General features: G+C 73.4%; 15 protein-coding genes. 8 read left to right on the plus strand and 7 right to left on the minus strand.

Annotation, left to right across the window (positions count from 1 at the left end; genetic code table 11):
* Nucleotides 1-259 precede the first annotated feature (259 nt).
* The gene (locus tag OHB41_RS19970) at nt 260-1,828 is read left to right on the plus strand and encodes an RICIN domain-containing protein (protein WP_266699586.1); all 1,569 of its coding nucleotides are present in this window, start codon (nt 260-262) and stop codon (nt 1,826-1,828) included.
* A gap of 42 nt (nt 1,829-1,870) precedes the next feature.
* Here the strand turns inward: OHB41_RS19970 and hutI are convergent, their stop codons facing one another.
* The 4 genes from hutI to hutU all read right to left on the minus strand — a co-directional run bounded on the left by hutI (nt 1,871) and on the right by hutU (nt 7,369).
* Nucleotides 1,871-3,037: an imidazolonepropionase gene (hutI, locus tag OHB41_RS19975; RefSeq protein WP_266699587.1), complete on the minus strand. Its 1,167-nt coding sequence runs from the start codon at nt 3,035-3,037 to the stop codon at nt 1,871-1,873.
* Nucleotides 3,038-3,072: 35 nt separating this feature from the next.
* On the minus strand, nt 3,073-4,431 hold the full coding sequence (locus OHB41_RS19980) for a formimidoylglutamate deiminase (RefSeq protein ID WP_451289658.1): 1,359 nt from the start codon (nt 4,429-4,431) through the stop codon (nt 3,073-3,075).
* On the minus strand, nt 4,428-5,630 hold the full coding sequence (locus OHB41_RS19985) for an allantoate amidohydrolase (RefSeq protein ID WP_266706009.1): 1,203 nt from the start codon (nt 5,628-5,630) through the stop codon (nt 4,428-4,430). The genes OHB41_RS19980 and OHB41_RS19985 overlap by 4 nt, the downstream gene beginning before the upstream one ends.
* A 74-nt stretch (nt 5,631-5,704) precedes the next feature.
* Complete coding sequence (gene hutU / locus OHB41_RS19990) at nt 5,705-7,369, minus strand: urocanate hydratase (RefSeq protein ID WP_266699588.1); 1,665 nt, start codon at nt 7,367-7,369, stop codon at nt 5,705-5,707.
* 206 nt (nt 7,370-7,575) lie between these two features.
* Here hutU and OHB41_RS19995 point away from each other — a divergent pair, with 206 nt between their 5' ends.
* The 5 genes from OHB41_RS19995 (at nt 7,576) to OHB41_RS20015 (ending at nt 11,406) form a co-directional block, all read left to right on the plus strand.
* Complete coding sequence (locus OHB41_RS19995; protein WP_526025052.1) at nt 7,576-8,988, plus strand: type III PLP-dependent enzyme domain-containing protein; 1,413 nt, start codon at nt 7,576-7,578, stop codon at nt 8,986-8,988.
* Nucleotides 8,989-9,230: 242 nt separating this feature from the next.
* Nucleotides 9,231-9,629: a hypothetical protein gene (locus tag OHB41_RS20000; protein ID WP_153290196.1), complete on the plus strand. Its 399-nt coding sequence runs from the start codon at nt 9,231-9,233 to the stop codon at nt 9,627-9,629.
* Complete coding sequence (locus OHB41_RS20005) at nt 9,626-10,438, plus strand: transcriptional regulator (protein ID WP_266699590.1); 813 nt, start codon at nt 9,626-9,628, stop codon at nt 10,436-10,438. Before OHB41_RS20000 ends, OHB41_RS20005 begins: the two co-directional genes overlap by 4 nt.
* A 64-nt stretch (nt 10,439-10,502) precedes the next feature.
* Nucleotides 10,503-11,015, plus strand: coding sequence for a roadblock/LC7 domain-containing protein (locus OHB41_RS20010; RefSeq protein ID WP_266699591.1), 513 nt, complete (start codon nt 10,503-10,505; stop codon nt 11,013-11,015).
* Between the two features lie 16 nt (nt 11,016-11,031).
* Complete coding sequence (locus OHB41_RS20015; RefSeq protein ID WP_168528468.1) at nt 11,032-11,406, plus strand: roadblock/LC7 domain-containing protein; 375 nt, start codon at nt 11,032-11,034, stop codon at nt 11,404-11,406.
* Between the two features lie 19 nt (nt 11,407-11,425).
* On the opposite strand, the gene OHB41_RS20020 is transcribed toward OHB41_RS20015, so the two are convergent.
* The 3 genes from OHB41_RS20020 to OHB41_RS20030 form a co-directional block, all read right to left on the minus strand.
* Nucleotides 11,426-11,995 (minus strand): hypothetical protein, encoded by a 570-nt coding sequence (locus OHB41_RS20020; protein WP_266699592.1) that lies wholly within the window; start codon nt 11,993-11,995, stop codon nt 11,426-11,428.
* A gap of 110 nt (nt 11,996-12,105) precedes the next feature.
* Nucleotides 12,106-12,966: a MurR/RpiR family transcriptional regulator gene (locus OHB41_RS20025; protein WP_266699593.1), complete on the minus strand. Its 861-nt coding sequence runs from the start codon at nt 12,964-12,966 to the stop codon at nt 12,106-12,108.
* Nucleotides 12,963-14,483: an aromatic amino acid ammonia-lyase gene (locus OHB41_RS20030; RefSeq protein WP_266699594.1), complete on the minus strand. Its 1,521-nt coding sequence runs from the start codon at nt 14,481-14,483 to the stop codon at nt 12,963-12,965. Before OHB41_RS20030 ends, OHB41_RS20025 begins: the two co-directional genes overlap by 4 nt.
* A gap of 142 nt (nt 14,484-14,625) precedes the next feature.
* Here OHB41_RS20030 and OHB41_RS20035 point away from each other — a divergent pair, with 142 nt between their 5' ends.
* Complete coding sequence (locus OHB41_RS20035) at nt 14,626-15,666, plus strand: ABC transporter ATP-binding protein (protein ID WP_266706011.1); 1,041 nt, start codon at nt 14,626-14,628, stop codon at nt 15,664-15,666.
* Entirely contained in the window at nt 15,663-16,304 is a 642-nt protein-coding gene (locus tag OHB41_RS20040; protein ID WP_266699595.1) for an ABC transporter permease, read from the plus strand. Before OHB41_RS20035 ends, OHB41_RS20040 begins: the two co-directional genes overlap by 4 nt.
* Nucleotide 16,305 lies beyond the last annotated feature (1 nt).

Consider the following 16,305-nt stretch of genomic DNA (forward strand, 5'->3'; position numbering starts at 1 on the left):
CTGGTACCCCCGCAAGCGGTCCCGGAACTCCCCCGCGTGGTCCCGGTGGAAAGCGGTCCGGCCCTGACGGTGCCGGACCGCTTCTTTCCGCTTCATCCGGTTCATTCCGCGCAGTTCCTTTTCCCGGGCGGAAGTTACCCCGGGAAACCTCCTCTCCACTCTTTCCCCGGAGGGTCACCCCTGTCACTGTGGGCACCCCAAACCGGCCGGTACGTCGGGACGGGGACAGCGACCGCACGGGGGACGAGGAGGCGGAGGGATGGCTCAGGACGATCCGGCCGGCAAGGACGACGGGACCGGGGCCGGCCACGGCGGTGCCCACGCGCAGACGCCCGACGCGCGCCTGACCGAACTGCTGCGCGCCGCCACCCCCACCGCGTACCCGGCACTGCAGGAACTCCGCGACCGCCACCGCGCCTCGGTCCTCGCCTACGCCCGCCTGTGCACCACCAGCGAGTCCGTGGCACGCCAGCTCGCGGCGCAGGCCTTCACCCTCGCGGCCCGGGAGACGGCCCGCGGCAGCGATCCCGGCGTCCCGTGGCGGCACCAGCTCCTCCTGCTGACCTCGCGGGTCGCCGTGTCCTGGGCCACCGACGAGCGGGCCGCCGGCCTCGACCCCGGGCTGCTCCTGGTCCTGAACACGGCGGGCCCCGAGGGGCCCGCCCCGCGGATGCTCCCGGCGTTCCAGTCCCTCCCGTCCCGCGCCCAGGGCCTGATCTGGTACGGGCTGGTGGAGCGGGAGCCCGAGGAGCGGACGGCGGTGCTGCTCGGCCTCACCCGTGAGGATGTGACGTACGGCACGGAGCAGGCGCTCCAGGTGTTGGGCCAGGCCGGTCTCAAGGCCCGGCTGGCGGCCTCCGACGACCCCTCCTGCGGGGACTTCCGGCGGCTGATCGAGGAGTCGCTGCGGCCCGCCAACCCCCGCTTCAGTCCGGACCTGGACGCCCACATGGCGCACTGCACGCACTGCACGACGGCGTACGAGGAGCTGTCCGCCCTGCGCGACCACCCCCGGACCGCCCTGGCCGAGGGCCTGCTGCCCTGGGCCGGCACGGCCTACACCATGGCCGGCGCCCACGAGCCCGCGCCCGCCGTCCGGGTGCCGTCCGGACCGCCCTGGCCGCCGTCCCGCCGCCTGGTGCTGGCGTCGGCGGCTCTCGGAGTCGCCCTGGCGCCGCTGCTGTTCCTCCTTCTGCCGTCCGGCGGCTCACCGGCCCGGGACGCGGCGGGCGCGGCCGGCACCCCCGTGAGCCCGCCGTCGGTGACGGTCACGGCGACGGTCTCGGCGACGCCGTCCCGGTCCCCGTCCCCGTCCGGCGCGTCGGCCTCGGCGAGCGGCGCCTCCGCCTCGCCGACCGCCTCTTCGTCCCCCTCGAGGTCCGCGCGCCCGAAGCCGTCCCCCACGCCCACCCCGGCCGCTCCGCCGGGAGGCGCGTACGCCCAGGTGGTGAACGCCGCCTCGGGCCTGTGCCTGGACATCCGGGACGGCGACCTGGAGAAGGGCACGGACGTCGTCACGGCCTCCTGCGACTCCTCGCCCACCCAGCGCTGGCGCGTCGACGCCTCCCGCGGCGTCCTCCAGTCGTACGCCGACTCCGGCTTCTGCCTGGACAGCCGCGGCTCCGTCGACAACGGCGTCGGCATCTGGGAGTGCTCCTCGGCCGAGGGCCGGCACGCCCAGAACCTTCGGTTCACCGTCGACGACGACGGCGTGATCCGCCCGGCCGTCGCCATCGAGACCGCGCTCACCCCGGACGGCGGCGACGGCCTGGCGCTGCTCCCGCTGAACGGGAGCGGGGAGCAGCGGTGGCGGGCCGGGGCGTCCTGACCGGACCCGGCTCCGGGACGCCCGGACCGGGCCCCGGGACGGTCAGACCTCGCGTACGCCGCGCCGCCAGACACCGGTGACCAGCGGCACACCGGGCCGGTAGGCGAGGTGCACGTGGCTGGGCGCGTCCAGGAGGGTCAGGTCCGCGCGGGCGCCGACGGTGAGGCGGCCGATGTCCGCGCGCCGCAGGGCCGCGGCGCCGCCCGCCGTGGCCGACCACACCGCCTCGTCCGGGGTCATCCCCATGTCCCGCACCGCGAGCGCGATGCAGAACGGGACGGAGGAGGTGAAGGAGGAGCCCGGGTTGCAGTCGGTGGAGAGGGCGACGGTGACGCCCGCGTCCAGCAGGCGGCGGGCGTCCGGCCACTCGGCGCGGGTGGAGAACTCGGCGCCGGGGAGCAGGGTCGCCACGGTGTTCCCGCTCGCGAGCGCCGCCACGTCGGCGTCGGTCAGGTGCGTGCAGTGGTCGGCACTCGCCGCGTCGAGTTCGACGGCGAGCTGGACGCCGGGTCCGTAGGTGAGCTGGTTGGCGTGGACCCGCGGGTGCAGGCCCCTCGCCTTTCCCGCGGTGAGGATCGCGCGGGCCTGGTCGCCGTCGAAGGCGCCCTTCTCGCAGAAGACGTCGATCCAACGGGCGTACGGGGCGCAGGCGTCGAGCATCTCGCCGGTCACCAGGGCCACGTACGCGGCCGGGTCGTCGGCGTGATCGGGGGAGACGATGTGCGCGCCGAGGTAGGTGACCTCGTCGGTGTGGCGGGCCGCGATCCGAAGGGCGCGCGCCTCGTCCTCGACGGTGAGTCCGTAGCCCGACTTCGTCTCGAAGGTCGTGGTGCCCTGGCGCAGGGCCTCGCCGAGGTAGTGCGTGAGGTTCCGCTCCAGGTCCTCGTCGCTCGCGGCGCGGGTCGCGGCGACGGTGGTGCGGATGCCGCCCGCCGTGTAACCGCGGCCGGACATCCGGGCGTTGAACTCCTCGGTGCGGTCGCCTGCGAAGAGGAGGTGCGAGTGGGAGTCCACGAAGCCGGGGATGACGGCCCGGCCCCCGGCGTCGACCCGGTTGTCGGTGGCGGGTGCTCTTCTCGCGGCACCGGTCCACGCGATGTGGTCGCCGTCGATGACGACGGCCGCGTCCCGGATCGTGCCGAGGGGTCCGTCACCGAGGGAGGGATCGTTGGTGACCAGCGTGGCGATGTTGGTGATGACGGTGCTCATGGCGTCCTTGTCGGTGGTGAGCCTGTGGACGGGTTTCAGGCGCGCAGGGCTTCGACGGCGTCCGCGAGGGCCTTCGGCGCATCCGGTACGAGGGTGTGCGCGCCGTCGCGTACGACGGGCCGGCCCGCCACGACCGTGTGGCGCACGTCGGCGGCCGTCGCGGCGAACACGGCCGACTCCGCGCCGAGTCGCGGCAGCGTGCCCGCGGTTCTGACCGAGTCGAGCGCGATGGTCGTGAAGTCGGCGCGCGCGCCGGGTTCGAGGATGCCCGCGTCGTCCCAGCCCAGGGCCGCGTGGCCGTCCGCGGAGGCGGCGCGCAACAGGGCGGCGGCCGTCCAGTGGCCGCGGGTGCGGGTGCGCAGGCGTTCGTTCAGCTCCATCGCGCGGGCCTCTTCGAGGAGGTCGATGACGGCGTGGCTGTCGGATCCGAGGGAGAGGGGTGAGCCCGCGCGCTGCAGGGCGGCTGCGGGGCCGATGCCGTCGGCGAGGTCGCGTTCGGTGGTGGGGCACATGCAGGTGCCGGTCGAGGAGCCGCCGAGCAGGGCGATGTCCTCGTCGGTGAGGTGCGTGTTGTGGACGCCCGTGGTGCGCGGGCCGAGCACACCGTGGTCGGCGAGCAGCCGGGTGGGTGTGCATCCGTGGTGCTGCAGGCAGGCGTCGTTCTCCGCGGTCTGCTCGGACAGGTGGACGTGGAGCGGGGCCCGCCGCTCCTCGGCCCAGCGCGCCACCGTCGCCAGCTGCCCGGCGGGCACGGCCCGTACGGAGTGGACGGCCGCGCCGATCCGCGCGTGGTCACGGTCCTTGAGGAGGGAGGAGCGTTCCGCCCAGGCGTCCGCGCTGCCGTCGGAGAAGCGCAGCTGGTGGCGGTTGGGCGGCTGGCCGAAGCCCGAGGAGACGTACGCCGTGTCGAGCAGCGTGATCCTGATCCCGGCCTCCCGCGCGGCCTCGATCAGTGCCTCACCCATCGCGTTCGGGTCGGCGTAGCGGGTGCCGCCCGGGGCGTGGTGCAGGTAATGGAACTCGCCGACGGCCGTGACGCCCGCGAGCGCCATCTCGGCGTACACCGCGCGGGCGAGCGCGTGGTAGGTCTCCGGGGTCAGCCGGTCCGCGACGGAGTACATGATCTCGCGCCAGGTCCAGAAGGTGCCGGACCCCACCTGGACGGTGCCGCGCAGGGCTCGGTGGAAGGCGTGCGAGTGGGCGTTGGCGAGCCCGGGGAGGGTGAGTCCGCGCAGGATCTCGGCGCCCGGGGGCGGTGTGCGGACGCCCGTGCGAAGGGCGGTGATGCGGCCGTCCGCGCCGGCGGCGGAGCCGGTGGTCGACACGGTCAGGGCGACGCCCGGCTCGACGTGGGTGTCGAGCCAGGCGTGTTCCAGCCAGTACGTCTGCGTCACCTGCAGGCCAGCCCTTCGAGTACGTCGGCGAGTGCGGTCACCCCGGCCACGCAGTCGTCCTCGGCGGCGTACTCGGCCGGGGAGTGCGAGACACCCGTGGGGTTGCGTACGAACAGCATGGCGGTCGGGACGGTCCCGGAGAGGATTCCGGCGTCGTGTCCTGCGCCCGTCCCCAGCACGGGGACGGTGAGGTCGGCCGCGCCGGCGAGGATACGGGTGAGTTCGTCGCGCAGGGCGTGCTCGAACTCGACGACGGGGGTGAACGACTCGCGCACGACGTCGAGTTCGACGCCCTGGGCCTGCGCGTACTCGCGGGCCGCCTTCTCGATGCCGGTGACGACGGTGTCGAGGGTCGGCTGGTCGGCGGCGCGGGAGTCCAGCCAGCCGCGCACCAGCGACGGGATGGCGTTCACGCCGTTCGGCTCGACGGAGATCTTGCCGAAGGTGGCGACGGCGCCCGTCAGCCGGGCCTCGCGCCGGGCGGCGAGCACGGTCTCGGCGTACGGGAGCATCGGGTCGCGGCGGTCCATGAGCCGGGTGGTGCCAGCGTGGTTGGCCTCGCCCCGGAAGTCGAAGCGCCAGCGGCCGTGCGGCCAGATGGCACTGGCGATGCCGATCCGGTCGCCGGACAGGTCGAGGGCCCGGCCCTGCTCGACGTGGAGTTCGACGAAGGCGCCGATACGGGCGAGGCGTTCCGGGTCCGGTCCGATGGTGTCGGGGTCGTACCCGGCCCGCTCCATCGCCTGCGGCAGCGTGACGCCGTCGGCGTCCGTGAGCCGGTGTGCCTGCTCGACGGTGAGCTGCCCGGCGGCCAGCCGGGAGCCGACGCAGGCGAGTCCGAACCGGGCGCCCTCCTCGTCCCCGAAGTTGACGACGGCGAGGGGCCTGGTGAACCGGACCTGCCTGCCGCGCAGTTCGTCGAGGGCGGCGAAGGACGAGACGACGCCGAGCGGGCCGTCGAAGGCACCGCCGTCGGGCACGGAGTCGAGGTGGGATCCGGTGACCACGGCGTCGCCCTCGGCGGGGTCGCCGAGCCAGGCCCACTGGTTGCCGTTGCGGTCCAGCTCGTAGCGCAGCCCGCGGGACTCGGCCTGCGCCCGGAACCACGCCCGGCAGTCGGCGTCGGCCCCGGTCCAGGCGAACCGGCGGTATCCGCCGCTGTCCGCGTGGCGCCCGATGGGCCGAAGGTCGCGCCACATGGCGTGGAAGGAGGCCGGCGCGGAGCCGCCCGGGGCGGCCGGGGCCACGGTCCCCGGCCCGCCGACGTGCTGGGTCACGCGGAGTCGCCTTCCCGCATCGGGACGCGCACGCCGCGCTCGGCGGCGACGGACTCGGCGATGTCGTAGCCGGCGTCGACGTGGCGGATGACGCCCATGCCGGGGTCGTTGGTCAGGACGCGGCGGATCTTCTCCCCGGCCAGCGCGGTGCCGTCGGCGACGGTGACCTGGCCGGCGTGGATGGAGCGGCCCATGCCGACGCCGCCGCCGTGGTGGATGGAGACCCAGGACGCGCCCGAGGCCACGTTCACCATGGCGTTGAGCAGCGGCCAGTCGGCGATCGCGTCGGAGCCGTCGAGCATGGCCTCGGTCTCGCGGTACGGCGAGGCGACGGAGCCGCAGTCGAGGTGGTCGCGGCCGATGGCCAGGGGCGCGGCGAGCTCACCGGAGGCCACCATGTCGTTGAAGCGCTCTCCGGCCTTGTCGCGCTCGCCGTAGCCGAGCCAGCAGATGCGGGCGGGCAGGCCCTGGAAGTGGACGCGCTCGCCGGCCAGCTTGATCCAGCGGTGCAGGGACTCGTTCTCCGGGAAGAGGTCGAGGATCGCCTTGTCCGTCTTGTGGATGTCGGAGGCCTCGCCGGACAGGGCCGCCCAGCGGAAGGGGCCCTTGCCCTCGGAGAAGAGCGGGCGGATGTAGGCGGGGACGAACCCGGGGAAGGCGAACGCCCGCTCGTATCCAGCGAGTTGTGCCTCGCCGCGAATCGAGTTGCCGTAGTCGAAGACCTCGGCGCCGGCGTCCATGAAGCCGACCATGGCCTCGACGTGGCGGGCCATCGACTCGCGGGCGCGGGTGGTGAAGCCCGCCGGGTCCTTGGCCGCGTACGAGGCCATGTCGTCGAAGTCCACGCCGACGGGGAGGTAGGCGAGCGGGTCGTGGGCCGAGGTCTGGTCGGTCACGATGTCGACGGGGGCGCCCTCGGCGAGCATCCGGGGCAGCAGCTCAGCGGCGTTGCCCAGGAGGCCGATGGAGAGCGGCCTGCGCTGGTCGCGGGCCTCGACGGCGAGCTGGAGGGCGTGCTCCAGGGAGTCGGCCTTCACGTCCAGGTAGCGGTGCTCGATGCGGCGCTCGATGGCGCGCGGGTCGACGTCGATGCAGATGGCGACGCCGTCGTTCATCGTCACGGCGAGCGGCTGGGCGCCGCCCATGCCGCCGAGGCCGGCGGTCAGGGTGATGGTGCCGGCGAGCGTGCCGTTGAACTTCTTCGCGGCGACCGCGGCGAAGGTCTCGTAGGTGCCCTGGAGGATGCCTTGCGTGCCGATGTAGATCCAGGAGCCGGCCGTCATCTGGCCGTACATGGTGAGGCCGAGGGCCTCCAGGCGCCGGAACTCCTCCCAGTTGGCCCAGTCGCCGACCAGGTTGGAGTTGGCGATGAGGACGCGGGGGGCCCACTCGTGGGTCTGCATGACACCGACGGGACGGCCGGACTGGACGAGCATCGTCTCGTCCTGCTTCAGGGTCCGCAGGGTGCGCACCATGGCGTCGAAGGAGCGCCAGTCGCGGGCGGCCTTGCCGGTGCCGCCGTAGACGACGAGCTTGTCGGGGTGCTCGGCGACCTCGGGGTCGAGGTTGTTCTGCAGCATCCGCAGCGCGGCTTCCTGCTGCCATCCCAGGGCACTCAGTTCCGTACCGCGCGGCGCTCGGACGGGGCGGGGTCCTGACATGGTCTGCCTCCTGTGCGGAACTGTTCCGGCCGGCGCTGCAGCGAACTGTTGCAGCAGATATTCACATCCTGGCTTCTTGAATAGAGCTAGTCAATAGCTGCGTCGGCCAGCGCTGGCGCGCCGCGGGTGTTTGGCTGGGATGTATGGGCTCAGACAGGGACAGGCCGGGGGATCCGATGAGCGACGGGACGGGTGGGCACAGGGTGATGTCCCCGGGCGGTGGCAGGCCTCCCGCGGGGGCGGGCGGGCACGGGTCGGACTCCGATCGGGTGGTGCGGCGCGACGAAGCGGTCCGGGCCGCCGTGGAACAGGGGCTGCTGGGGCCCGAGTCCCCCATCATCGCGCTGCTCGACGTTCCCGGCATCAGGGCCTCGGCGGAGGCGCTGCGGGCGGCCTTCGACGCCGTGACCGCGCCCGGCACGCCCGTCCTGCACGCCTTCGCGGTGAAGGCGACCCCGCTCGTGCCCGTACTGCGGCTGCTCCACGAACACGGCATCGGCGCCGAGGTGGCGAGCCCGGGCGAGCTGGCCCTCGCCCGCGCGGCCGGGATTCCACCGTCCCGGACCGTGCTCGACTCCCCCGCCAAGACGCCCGCCGAACTGCGCGAGGCGCTGGCACTGGGCATCGCCGTCAACGCGGACAACCCGCAGGAGCTGGAGCGCCTCGACGCCCTGGTGGGGACCACGGACCCCGCCTCACCTCTCGGGATCCGGGTGAACCCGCAGGTCGGCGGGGGGTCCATCGAGGCACTCTCGACCGCGACGGCGACCTCGAAGTTCGGCGTCGCCCTGCGCGACGAGGGCGCGCGGGAGTGGATCGTCCGGGCGTACGCCGACCGCCCCTGGCTGACCCGGCTGCACGCGCACACCGGGTCGCAGGGCATCCCGCTCTCACTGATGGCCCGGGGTATCGCCGAGACGTACGCGCTCGCCGAGGAGATCAACCGGCACGTCGGGCGGCGGCAGATCGACACGCTCGACATCGGCGGCGGGCTGCCGGTCAACTTCGGCTCCGACGCCACGGCCCCGACCTACGCGCAGTACGCGCGACTGCTCTCCGAGGCCGTGCCGGGGCTCTTCGACGGGCGCTACGGACTGGTCACCGAGTTCGGGCGGTCGCTGCTGGCCAAACACGGAACCGTGGTCGCGCGGGTCGAGTACGCGAAGTCCGCCGGCGGCCGCCCCGTCGCGGTCACGCACGCCGGGGTGCAGATCGCGGCCCGCACGGTGTACGCGCCCGCGTCCTGGCCGCTGCGCATCGCCGCCTACGACGCGAAGGGGCGGCCCAAGCCGGGACCCGACGTGGTGCAGGACGTCGCGGGGCCGGCCTGTTTCGCGGGCGACCTGCTCGCCGAGGGACTCGCGCTGCCGCTGCTCGAACAGGGCGACTACGCGGCGGCGCTGGACACGGGCGCGTACTACTTCGCGCACCACTACGCGTACAACTCCCTGGCGCGCCCCGGTGTCCACGGTTACGCACCGGCCGGCGGCGACGGCCGGGACACGGGCGGACGCGCGAACGCAGGGGTGCGTTTCGCGGTCGTACGGGAGCCGCAGACCGTCGCCGAGATCGTCGCCGAGTCGGGCGGAGCCCAGCCGTGCGCGCTCTCGGGACTGTAGGACCGGACCGGGCGGCGCGGCGTGGCGCGCGGAGGCCGACCGCGCGCCCGGACGGGCTCACGGACGCCCCCCGGCGGGTCTTCGAGCGGACGCCCAACCCACCGGAAAATGTGGTCAGTCGACCCACCTTAGTCACCGCCGGGCATGTTCCACAGGAAAATGCCATTTCCCTCACCCGCCACGCACACGTTGCGTAACTTTGCCGTCACTCGGCCGAACCCTTTGGCGGGAGGGGATAGACGGTGCCCGGAATCGACGAGTGCCTGCTGGAAGCCATGCGACTGCCCGGTGCCCGGGGCGCCGCGGTGGTCGACTGGACCAGCGGGCTGGCCCTCGGCACGGTCGGGGACGCGCCGGGCGGTGACCACGAGACGACCGCGGCCGAGGCCGCCGAGCTCGCCCGGCTCGCCGCCGAGCACAAGGCGTTCGCCCCGGCCGACGGTTCCGACTGGTCCGAGCAGGAGACACCGGTCGAGGACCTGATCATCAGCAACCGCGACAGCTACCACCTGCTGCGGTTCGTCAGGACCACCTTCGACAGCAGCGTCTTCCTGCACCTGTGGCTGGACCGCGCGGACGGCAATCTGGCTCTGGCCAGGATCAGGCTCGGCGAGATGGCCGGACGGCTGGTGCTGGGATGACCACGGTCAGAACACCGCCTCCGCTCGAACTTCCGGTGCGCGACAAGGGGGCGGGGCCCGTCAACGCCGTCTCGCCGATGCTCAGCCGGCTCGCAGCCGAGCGCGCCACCGGCGTCCTGGTGCGCGAGCGCGGTGTGCTCTACCTCTGCGACGGAGACGTCGTGCACGCCGAGAGCCCCGCCACCCCGTCGCTCGACGTGCTGCTCACCGCACGCGGGGTGGTGGCGGCGGAGGCCTGGCGGGAGGCGGTCGCGGAGGCCGGCGCGCGCCGCCGGGTCGGCCGGTTCCTGGTGGAACGCGGCCGGATCGCCGAGGGCGCGCTCGAGCTGTGCCACCTCGGGGCGCTGTACGACGCGGCGTACTTCGTGCTGGGGCCGAGCAGCACCCCGGCCCGGTTCCGGTACGGGGCAGCGCACTGGCTCGGTCCGGTACGCCCCGTACCGGTGGCCGCGCTGGAGCGCGAGACGGTGCGCCGCCGTCAGCTCCTGCACCGCGTCTGGCCCGACGCCGCGACGGACACCGCTCCGCTGGCGCGCTCCCGGCGCTCCTGCGAACCGTCGGTCCCGCTCCGGCAGTGGTCCGTGCTCGGCCGGGTGGACGGCCTGCGTACGGCCTCGGACATCTCGCTCGCCCTGGGACGGCCGGCCTTCCACACCCTGGTCGACGTCCGCCGGCTGGCCGCCGCGGGAGTCGTGACGGCGGCGACCCCTCCGGAGCGGCCTCCGGTGCCCACCGTGCTCACCCAGTCCTCCGCCGACCCCGACGTCGCCCTGCTGCGCCGACTGCGAGACGCGCTGGAGGCGCTGTGACCCCGCAACGACGGGAGGCCCTGTGATCCGCGCGCTGCGACAGCGTGCCGAGAGGAGACTGCTGATGGCGGCGGAACCCGAAGTCCTCGACGAACTGCACCGGTTGAGGGCCCGCGTGCCCCAGCTGACCGGTGCTCTGGCGGCCAGCGTCGACGGTCTCGTGCTCGCCCACGACACGCCCGGAGTGGAACCCGAGGGCGTGGCCGCGCTCACCGCGGCCGCGCTGGGGGTCGCCGTGCGGATGGCGGACGCCACCGGGCAGGGCGACTTCCGCGAGCTGCTGGTGCGCGGCGTCCACGGCTATGTGGCGACGTACGCGGCGGGCACCTCCGCCGTACTGACGCTGCTGGCCCAGGACCGGGTCAACGTCGGCCGGCTGCATCTGGAGGGGCGACGCTCCGGCACCCGGATCGGCGAGCTCGTGGAGGCCGCGACGGCGCGCGGCGAACCGGTCACCCCGGCGAGGGCTCCCACGCGGGCCACCACCCCGCTCCCCACGCGCACCCGCCCGGCGCGCGGCGCATCCCGTACACCGACCACTCCTACACCCAACGCCCCACGCACATCGGAAAGCTGAGAGGGAGAACCACACCATGACCAACACCGAAACCGCACTGAAAGAGGCGCTGGCGTCCATCGAGGGCGCGACCGGAGCGGCTCTCGTCGACTACACCAGCGGTATGGCGCTGGGCACGATCGGCGGCAGCAAGGGCTTCGACCTCACCGTCGCGGCGGCCGGCAACACCGACGTCGTCCGCGCCAAGCTGCGCACCATGGAGCACCTCGGGCTGAAGGGCGAGATCGAGGACATCCTGATCACGCTGTCCGACCAGTACCACCTGATCCGGCTGATGAAGGGCCGCGGCGGCAACGGGCTGTTCCTGTACCTGGTGCTCGACGCCAAGCGCTCCAACCTGGCGATGGCGAGGCACCAGCTGAAGAGGATCGAGGCGGACCTCGAGGTGTAACGGCCGGACCGGTATCCGGTCAGCGACGTCGCGCTCCTCCGGGCGCGGCGTCGCCGGCCGCCACCCCGGTGGCCCGGCAGGCCTTGACCGGCTTGCCGGCGGGGGCACCGGACCCCCGGCCGAGCCAGTCGACCCGTACCCAGATCAGCGCCTCCGCGGCGCGTTCGCGGCGCCCGAGCCAGCCGGCCTTCAGCCACAGCCCCACGCCCGCGCCGGCCAGCAGCATGCCGCCCGCGGCGGGCAGGGCGAAGGAGCTGCCCAGCGCGGCCACGAAGGCGAGCAGCAGCCACCAGCGGTGGCCGCGGCGCCAGTTGCGCATCGTCACGGCCCGGTCCTGCAGGATGTCGTGCTTGCTCGCCCGGGCCGCGGAGCGCACCAGTGCGGCATACCGCTTCCTGCGGGTGTACGCCGTCACGGTGGCGGCCAGGACGAAGAGCGCGGCGCCGGCCAGGACGCCGATACGCCGCCCGGTCAGGCCCGGCACCAGCACTCCGATACCGGCCGCGAACACTCCGCACCACCACAACGGTGCGGCCCCGGCCCGCACGACGACGGCCACCCGAGCCAGTCCCTGCCCTCCGTGTGCCACCTTCCGCCTCCCTTTCGTCGCCGTCAGCGTCTTCGGGCGGGCACGCTAACGAGCGAAGGTGAGACGAGTCTGAGAAGCGCGGCGACTCCACCGAACCGTGACCACGGAACCTATTCCACGAACAGTCCCCGGGCCGAGGCCCGGGTGTCGAACTCCTCCAGCCGCGCCTGCGCGTCCGGCAGGTCGTCGCACATCGCCTCCAGCAGGACCCGCCCGAGGAGCATGGGGGCGCAGGCCGTGTCGAAGGCGAGGCCGGTGCCGACCGCGGCCGGCAGCAGCAGGTCCGACACCTTCGCCACCGGCGCGAAGGCGGAGTCCGCGACCGTGACGACCGTCAGGCCCGCCTCCTTCGCGTAGCCGAGGGCGTCCACGACCTCGCGCGGGTGGCGGGGCAGCGCGAAGCAGAGCAGGGCACTCGCTCCGGCGCGCACGGCCGCGTCGACGCGGTCGTGCAGCATGGTGCCGCCCTCGTGCAGCAGCCGTACGTCGGGGTGGACCTTGGCGGCGAAGTACGCGAAGCCGTACGCCTGGGAGGCCGCGGCCCGCAGCCCGAGCACCGGGAGCGGGCGGGAGGCGGCCAGCAGTCGTCCCGCACGCTGCACCGGGCGCGGGTCGGCGAGCACCGCCGCGAGGTGCTTCAGGTTCTCGATCTCCGCCTCGACGGCCTGCTGGTACTCGTTGTACGAGCCCGGGGCCGCCGTCTGTTCGGCGGGGGCGACCTCGCGCAGGTGCCGGCGCAGCGCCGGGTAGCCGTCGAAGCCCAGCGCGACCGCGAAGCGGGTCACGGACGGCTGGCTGACGCCGGCGAGTTCGGCGAGTTCGACGCTCGACAGGAACGGCACGTCGGCGGCGCGCCGCACCATGCTGTGCGCGATGCGCCGCTGGGTCGGTGTCAGCCGGTGCCCCTCGAAGAGCGCCTGAAGGCGCCCGGCCGGGCTGTCCGTCACGTTCATGTCCCTGTCCACGCTCATGTTCCGCTCCCCCTCCAGATGTCCGTGAACCGGTCGAGCAGCGCGGCCGCCGCCGTCACGTCGTCGGTGAGCGGGCGGTCGGCCTGGTCGAGGCCGAGTACCGACTCGGCCAGTTCCAGCGCTCGTCCGACCGGCAGCTCCGGGTCGGGCCGCAGGTCGCGCTGGCGCAGCGCCCGTACGGCGGCGACCAGTTCACAGCCGACGACGAGACGGTAGGCACCGCACGCCCGCAGTGTCTGCCGTGCGGCGAGCGAGGCGAAACTCGCCTGTTCCTCGACGCCCCGGGAGAGTACAGCGTGGCCGAGCGAGGCGGGCGCGGAGAAGGCACGCAGGTCTCCGAGGGCGGCCCCGGCGGCGTATTCCAGGATCATCACACCGGAGGACGCGGGCTCGTGGTCGGCGAGGAAGGGACGCAGCCGGGTGTAGGCGGGTTCGTTGAGGGTGGAGAGCCGCGAGGTGGACAGCCGGGCCACCTGGGTGACCGCCAGCCTGAAGTGGTCCAGGGCGAGGGCGAGTTGGGCCTGGTAGAAGCCGCCGTGGTGGTAGGCGGCCATGTCCTCGGGGGAGATCAGGGGGTTCTCGGCCGCGGCGTTGATCTCGACGGAGAGGACCTCGTCGAGCGCGTCCGCGGCGTCGTGCGCGGGCCCGTGGATCTGCGGCACGCACCGGAAGCCGTACGGGTCCTGGATCCGCCCGAGCGGCGGGGTGGGCCGGTCGGCGGCGCCGATCAGCTCCCGCATCCGCCGGGCCACTTCGCCGGACCCCCGGTGCGGCCGTGCGGCGTGCACGGGGGCGGCGTACGCCTCGTGCGAGCCGTCCACCGCCAGCAGCGACAGCGCGGCGACGACCTGGGTGGCCGCGATCAGCCCGCGCAGCTCGTGCAGGGCGAGGGCGGACTGTCCGAGGGTGAGCGCGTTGCTGCTGATCAGCGCGAGAGCGTCGTTGTTGTCGAGGGGCTGGGGTTCCGGTGCGCCCGTTCCCCGCCACCGGTGCTCCCCCACCAGCGCCAGTCCGAGCTGGGCCAGTGCCGCGATGTCCCCGGTGCCGACCGATCCGAACTCGTTCACCACGGGGTACGCCCCGGCCTCCAGCGCCTCGCACAGGGCGGTGACGACGGTGGGCCGCAGGCCCGCTCCGCCCGCCAGCAGCTGGTTGGCGCGGACGGCGAGCATGGCCCGTACCTGGCGGGCGGGGAGCTCCTCGCCGATCGCCCCGGCGTGACTGCGCAGCAGCCGCAGACCGTGCTCGGCGGCGGCCTCGGTGGGCACGTCCTCGTTCCGGTTGGCGCCGACGCCGGTGGAGCGGCCGTAGACCCGGCCGGTCGCGGCGATCTGCCGGGCGGCGTCCCAGGACAGCTCGACGCGCTTCATCGCCTCGGTGCCGGGAACCGGGCGGGCGGCGCCGTCTGCGAGCCGGACGATGTCCGCGACACCGGTGCCGCACCCGTCCAGGACCACGAGTCCGGTCGTGGCCGGTGCGTCCACCGCGCCGAACGTGTCCGCATTTCGAGACGACATAGAGCCCGAACTCCCCTCAATCCCGACATTGAATCTTGCCTGGCGGCCATAAGTAACCAGCGATTAACGCCGGACCGTTGACAACCTATTCAGGTACAGAGAACTCTGCATGACGATATGCAGACCGGGCAAGGGACACCTCATGATCCAGTTCGACACGGTCCACAAGCGCTTCCCCAACGGCACGACCGCAGTCCACGACCTCTCCCTGGAAATGCCGGAAGGCGGCGTGACCGTCCTCGTCGGATCCTCCGGTTGCGGTAAGACCACCACCCTGAGGATGATCAACCGGATGGTCGATCCGACCTCCGGCACCATCCGCGTCGGCGGCAAGGACGTCCTGGAGCGGGACGCCGCCGAACTGCGCCGCTCCATCGGCTACGTCATCCAGCAGTCCGGCCTCTTCCCGCACCGCACGGTCCTCGACAACATCGCCACCGTGCCGCTGCTGCTGGGCTGGGGCCGCAGGAAGGCCCGCGCCCGGGCGGCCGAACTGCTGGAGACCGTCGGCCTGGCCGCCGACGCGGGCAAGCGCTACCCGCACCAGCTCTCCGGCGGCCAGCAGCAGCGCGTCGGCGTGGCCCGCGCGCTCGCCGCCGACCCGCCCGTCCTGCTCATGGACGAACCCTTCGGCGCGGTCGACCCGGTGGTGCGCACCCAACTCCAGGACGAACTGCTGCGGCTGCAGAAGGAGTTGAGCAAGACCATCGTCTTCGTCACGCACGACGTCGACGAGGCGGTCCGGCTCGGCGACCAGATCGCGATCTTCCGGACCGGCGGCCACCTGGTGCAGTGCGCGAGCCCCGCCGAACTGCTCGCCCGCCCGGCGGACGACTTCGTCGCCGACTTCCTCGGCGCCGAGCGCGGCCTGAAGCTCCTCTCTCTGGAGAACCTCGCCGACGTGCCGCAGGGCCCGGCCCCCGCAGGCGGCGCCTGGACCCTCGTCCTCGACGAGGACCGACGGCCGCGGAACTGGCGCTCCACGTCCGGGGACGCCACCTTCCCCGTACGGCCGCTGCGGGACGGCGATTCCCTGCTCGCCGCCCTGAACGAGTCGATCGCCTCGCCGACCGGCCTGGTGGCGCGTGTCGACACGCAGGGCGCGCTGACCGGCGTCACGTCCCGGGACGACATCCACGAGCACGCCGCCAGGGCCCACGGCACCGCGGGCGTCGCCATATGACCATCGACTGGTCCTGGCTGGGCGACCACACCGACGACCTGACCAGCCTCACCCTCTCGCATCTGCAGGCCGCGCTCTCCGCGGTCCTCCTCGGTCTGCTGATCTCCCTCCCGCTGGCCGTCGTGGCCCACCGGGTGCGCGCCCTGCGCGGGGTGCTCCTAGGCCTCTCGAACGTCCTCTTCACGATCCCCTCGATCGCGATCTTCGTCCTCCTGCTCCCGGTGAGCGGTCTGACCCGCACCACCACGGTCATCGGTCTGACGGTCTACTCCCTCGTCGTCCTGCTGCGGAACACCGTCGAAGGCCTCGACTCGGTCCCCGCGAAGACCAAGGAGGCAGCGAAAGCCATGGGCACCCGCCCGCTGCGCACCCTCCTCACCGTCGAACTCCCGCTCGCGCTCCCGGTGATCATGGCGGGGGTCCGTATCGCGACGGTGATGTCGATCTCCCTGGTCTCCGTCGCCACGTACATCGGCGACGGCGGACTCGGCCAGCTCTTCACGGACGGATTCCAGCGCAACTTCCCGACACCGGTGATCGTCGGCGTGGTGCTGACCCTGCTGCTGGCCCTGGTCGCGGACGCGCTGCTGGTCGCGATCCAGTACGTACTCACCCCCTGGACGAGGCGGCGAGCCTGAC

Origin of the sequence: Streptomyces sp. NBC_01571 (assembly GCF_026339875.1) — a bacterium.
Lineage (GTDB): Bacteria > Actinomycetota > Actinomycetes > Streptomycetales > Streptomycetaceae > Streptomyces.